This is a genomic window from Hungatella sp. (assembly GCF_046966825.1).
Genome location: NZ_JBKVCZ010000234.1, coordinates 1 through 5,234, shown reverse-complemented (window position 1 = coordinate 5,234; position 5,234 = coordinate 1). Strand labels below are relative to the sequence as shown.

The 5,234-nt window shown below is 53.2% G+C and carries 5 protein-coding genes; 4 read left to right on the top strand and 1 reads right to left on the bottom strand.

The genetic code is table 11. The features are described 5' to 3' along the window. Positions 1-31: 31 nt before the first annotated feature. Entirely contained in the window at positions 32-1,321 is a 1,290-nt protein-coding gene (locus ACLTD4_RS32880; RefSeq protein ID WP_117621705.1) for an alkyl/aryl-sulfatase, read from the bottom strand. 139 nt (positions 1,322-1,460) lie between these two features. Here ACLTD4_RS32880 and ACLTD4_RS32875 point away from each other — a divergent pair, with 139 nt between their 5' ends. From ACLTD4_RS32875 to ACLTD4_RS32860, 4 genes are all read left to right on the top strand, one after another. Then, the gene (locus tag ACLTD4_RS32875) at positions 1,461-2,732 is read left to right on the top strand and encodes a hypothetical protein (protein WP_117621706.1); all 1,272 of its coding nucleotides are present in this window, start codon (positions 1,461-1,463) and stop codon (positions 2,730-2,732) included. 59 nt (positions 2,733-2,791) lie between these two features. After that, positions 2,792-3,211 (top strand): VOC family protein, encoded by a 420-nt coding sequence (locus ACLTD4_RS32870; protein ID WP_055653158.1) that lies wholly within the window; start codon positions 2,792-2,794, stop codon positions 3,209-3,211. 139 nt (positions 3,212-3,350) lie between these two features. Continuing rightward, a complete protein-coding gene (locus ACLTD4_RS32865) occupies positions 3,351-4,712 on the top strand; it encodes an MATE family efflux transporter (protein ID WP_117621707.1) in 1,362 nt (453 codons plus the stop codon). Positions 4,713-4,733: 21 nt separating this feature from the next. Then, positions 4,734-5,234, top strand: a 501-nt coding sequence (locus ACLTD4_RS32860) for an acetamidase/formamidase family protein (protein ID WP_412331925.1), incomplete at its 3' end; no start/stop codon positions are given.

The window sequence follows — 5,234 nt, the reverse complement described above, 5'->3', positions numbered from 1 at the left end:
CTATAAAGAGCACTCTAAAGTTTAATGGAGCCTATTCCTTTTCCAGCTCTTTTGCACAGCTGAGATAATAGTGGCGCCCGTTCGCGCTGGTTTCCAGCCTGGAGAGTTGTCTCAGACTTTCGGCCTTCCAACGGCGGGCGTTTGTTTTCCACTCTTCGGATACTGTGTCTCCGGCACCAAGAAGAAGGTCGCAGAGCTCGGAAGCCCACTGGAATTCCGACTCCTCCAGAGCCGTTTTGACAGCGGTGGAAATGGCCTGCTCTCCGCCGGCCAGTTTTATCAGATTGCGGGAGTATTTCTCCGGTGCGGTACGGTTTAAATTGGACGGATTGCCGTCAAACCATCCCACATATCCCTGATAGATGGCGCGCACAGACCATTGCACTGTGCCGTAATACTCCTGAAGATACGGCAGGCTGCGGTAGGCTTCAGGAAGAACCACCCGGGCAGCGGTTTCGTCCTGGGAAAGCCCCTGGCTGATGCAGGCGAGAGTCTCATCCAGGATGTAGCGGATGGCCTCCTTAAAATTACCGAGGACCTCTGTGATCCGGTCGTGTCCCAGGACCGGAAGCATGTGGCCCGGAAGCAGGGCCTCGGCCGGGTAACTCATGATACGTTCCAGGCTGTCCACCCAGGCGGCTATGTCGCGGTACTGCCCGCCGCGGATGGCATAGAGATTGGGCCAGCAGCCGTAGTAATTGTCGCCGCAGCACATGATCCGCTCCTCCGCAAGCCAGAGAAAGATCTGGTCGTCCGTCTCGCCGACCGCGGATACCATCTCGAAGGCAACTCCATCGATGGTGCGCGTAACGGAATCTTCTGTATAAAGCGTGGTGGGAGGAAGAAACGAGTAGACGCCGTCACCGATGGCGTGGCCTTCCCGGATCCCCAGACCCTGGGTAATGAGTTCTTCGTCGGTCAGTCCATAGCCGAACTGACGGAAGGTCCTTTTGTTTAAGATTGGATTAATTCGTTCTGTTCCTTTTAATACGGCCTTCTTGGGGGCAAAGGCGATGATCTCCTCCACCGTGTCCCGGAACGCTCCGCAGCCGCCCCGGTGATCCGGATGGCCGTGGGTGAAAATAATGGTCTTTACGGGTTTATCCGTCAGACGGGACAGCTCGTCCTTCAGGCGTGCGGCTCTGGCGTCGGAATCCAGGGTATCGACCAGAATCAGGGACGTATCCCCTTCTACGATAATACAGTTGCTGTGTCCCCAGCCGACTGCGATCCGGACGCGGTCGGTGATTGTTATCATCTTTTTTGGAAACGCGGTATCATTGAATTCTTTTAATCTTGCTTCAGCATCATTACTTAACAAGTATATCCCTCCCAGCATTTGTGTTTTTCTTATTTTACCACAATTCCAAATACTTTACAAATGACTGCTTCCCTGAGTATAATGAACAGTAGCACAGAAGGAACGGCCATAACGAGTGATTGAAGGGAAAGGAAAAAGTATGAGTGTAGGATTTACGTGCCAGGCAGTGGTTCAGGATAAACGGTTTGTGAAGCAGATGATCCGGATGCTGGGAGAGGAGAAGCGGTATGAGGTACGGCAGGAGGAAGACTGTATGCGTGTGGGATTCTGCCGGCTGGGAGATGTGTTTTTTCAGTTCAGCTCCGGGCTGGACGGGGAAATTCCGGCGCAGATGGTCTATGGAGAGTGCACCTCCAGTCTGGCGGGAGCGGGATTCCACGCCGCGGCGGTTCACTTCGTGGAGGAGCTTGCCAGAGAGACGGATCTGGAATTTATCCTAGACGATGAGACCGGCTATGGGGATGACCATGATTTTGAACGGATGAGAGAAGAACATTTTTACGGATGGCTGAAAAACCTGGTTGCGGTATGCCGGGAGCGGGAAGAAAAATGGCCGGATGCTGTGTCCTTCGGTCTCTGCTGGGATCTGGATCAGTACACGCCGGAGGAGGTTCCTGGCACCGTGTTCACTCCCTTCGGCCGGTTCTCAATCCAGAAAATGCTGGGCTGGGTGGAAAATGAGGGGATTGAGCCCTTTGCAAAGGAATTTTTCATTTGGAATGAGCCGGGAAGAGATGCGGGATATTACAGAAACACGGCTCTCAGCCTGATGTGGGAAGAGTGCTGTTTCATGCCGGGCAGCAGGAGCGAGAGGGATAAACGGATGAATGACCGTATCATTGATCATCTGGAAAAAGCCCTTCTCTTAGACCGGGGCCTTCCATTTCCAACGGAGGAATACATCCTGCTCTGCCGGCTAAATGGAAGAGAGCCGGAGGCTGTAGCGGATGTGCCGGTGTATGAACCGGATTATCCCATCGGCTACAGGCGTGGGAATGTGCGGGATAAGATCGGCACCATGACCTTTGTGGTTCCAGGCTCCTATCTCTATGAATACGATGAGGACAGTAATTCTCATTTATGGTATGACGGTCTGGAGGAGGACTGGCATGCGATCCGGATTACGGCGTTAAAAAGCAGAGAGGAGAGCCCGGAGATCACGGAGCGGATTTTCGACGGCGCAGAGGGAGAACCGATAAGCGGAGAGAATGGCTGCTTAGCGTACCGGTTTGCGTTTGCCGGAACCATAGTGCATGAGACGGACGGTCCGTGCAGCCAGTATGTGGGGGAAGTGGCAGGCGGATATCAGATCGCACTGATAACGGCTTCCTGTGAACACAGGGAGGACGAATGGGCGGAAGCGTTCTTTCGGAGCATGTCCCATTCACCGGAGGCAAATCTGGAAAAATGATAAAGAAATGGATATCCGGTTATACTAATTCCATCTTAGAATCCAAGGAGGAACACAGGATGGAATTTACACCCTATATCCGTTTTAACGGAAGCTGCCGGGAGGCGGTGGAATTTTATGCGAAGGCGTTCGGAGCGGAGCCGCCGAAGTTTCTGACCTTCGGGGAGAGCGGGGAGAATCCCGCATGGCCGATGCCGGAGGAGGCGAAGAAGCTGATTATGCATACGGAGATCACTGTGAAGGGAAAGAAACTGATGTTTTCCGATACATTTCCGGGTATGCCGTATGAACAGGGAAACCACATTACGATCGCTCTCATGCCGGAGGACGAGGAGACGGCCAGGAAGATCTTCGGGTATCTGAAGGAAGGCGGTAAGGCAGAGATGGAGCTCTCGGAGACAGCATGGAGCAGCTGTTTCGGCATGGTGACGGACCGGTACGGCATCGGATGGCAGATCAATGTCCTGAGGGAACACTGACCGGGAGGGCTGATCAGGAGCACTGTCCTGGAGCACTGACCGGGAACGCCTGCCGGCAGCAGGGGATAAAGCACTTTGCAAATGCGGCGGTTAGTGATATGATAGATAGAAATGTTACAGGTAAAAGGATTGAAACACCATGTCAGACACAGCAAATGATTTTTCAAAAGGCAGTATCGTATCAAATATCATGAAGCTGGCGGTCCCTATGACCATGGCCCAGCTGATCAATGTACTCTATAATATTATCGACAGGATCTACATCGGGCGGATTCCGGAGAATGCCACGCTGGCTTTAACCGGCCTGGGGCTCTGTCTGCCCATTATTTCCATGGTTATCGCGTTCGCCAATTTATTTGGCATGGGTGGGGCACCGCTGTGCTCCATCGAACGCGGCCGCGGCAATAAGGAGGAGGCGGAGCTGATCATGGGCAACTCCTTCGTCCTGATGGTAATATTCGGAATCGGGCTGACTGTGGTGGGACTGGCCCTCAAAAAGCCCATGCTCTATCTGTTCGGGGCCAGTGACAACACGTATCCGTATGCGGATCAGTACATAAGCATCTATCTTCTCGGAAGTATTTTCGTGATGATCGGTCTGGGGATGAACAGCTTCATCAATTCGCAGGGGTTCGGTACCATCGGCATGATGACCGTGCTCCTCGGAGCGGTCGCCAACATTATTCTGGACCCGGTCTTTATCTTTACCTTTCATATGGGAGTAAGAGGGGCGGCGCTTGCCACGATACTGTCCCAGTTTCTGTCTGCCCTCTGGATCGTAAAGTTTCTGACGGGCAGGAAGGCGATTTTAAGGCTGAAAACTTCGGCGTTCCGGCTGAAGAAGGAGCGGGTGAAGAACATCGTGGCCCTCGGCATGTCGGGCTTTACCATGGCGATCACCAACAGCTCGGTACAGATCATGTACAATGCGTCACTGCAGCATTACGGCGGGGATCTGTACGTAGGGATCATGACCGTGATCAACTCTGTCCGGGAAATCATTTCCATGCCGGTTAATGGCCTGACTAACAGCGCGCAGCCGGTGATGGGATTCAATTACGGGGCGGGAGAGTATAAGCGGGTGAAACGGGCCATTGTATTCATTTCGGTGGTCTCCATCGCCTACACGACGGTTATGTGGCTGTTTGTCCATGGCTTTCCGGAATTCTTTATCCGCATCTTCAATCAGGACGCGGATCTGGTCAGGGAAGGAATTCCGGCCATGCGGATCTACTATTTCGGCTTTTTCATGATGTCGCTTCAGTTCGCCGGCCAATCCGTGTTTGTAGCGCTGGGAAAAGCGAAGAATGCGGTGTTCTTCTCGATTTTCAGGAAAGTGATCATTGTGATTCCGCTTATGCTGGTCCTTCCTCTGATGTTTGGACTGGGAACGGACGGCGTGCTCATGGCGGAACCGGTGTCCAACTTTATCGGCGGGGCGGCCTGCTTCATCACGATGCTGATTACGGTATGGCCGGAGCTCAGCGGTAAGAAAAAATAAACAGGGTCAGGGAGAATAGAGATGAAAGTGATAACGAAAGAATTTATAACGAACGTGCTCTCAAAGGACAATGCAGCCTGTGCTTCCATTCAGGCGGGAGAGACGGTGGTATTTGAGACGTATGACTGCTTTACGAACCAGTTCCTGCCGGAGGAGGCCACCTTTGAAAATGTGGTGAGAAAACCGGGGAATCCGGCCACCGGCCCTCTGTACGTTGAGGGAGCGATGCCGGGGGACATGCTTAGGATCGAGATTCTGGATATCGAACTGGGACCTGTCGGCATTGTGATGCTGGGGCCGAACAGCGGAAGCGAGAGGTCGGAATTTTCGAAAAAGGTATTAAAACGCGTTCCTGTCAAAGATGGAAAGGCATACTACGACGGCAAAGTGGAAATACCGGTGGAGCCAATGATCGGCGTGATCGGTGTGGCGCCGGCGGGAGAGGGCGTCTCCACCATAACTCCCATGGATCACGGCGGAAATATGGACAGCACCCAGATAAAAAACGGCGCCGTGCTGTAC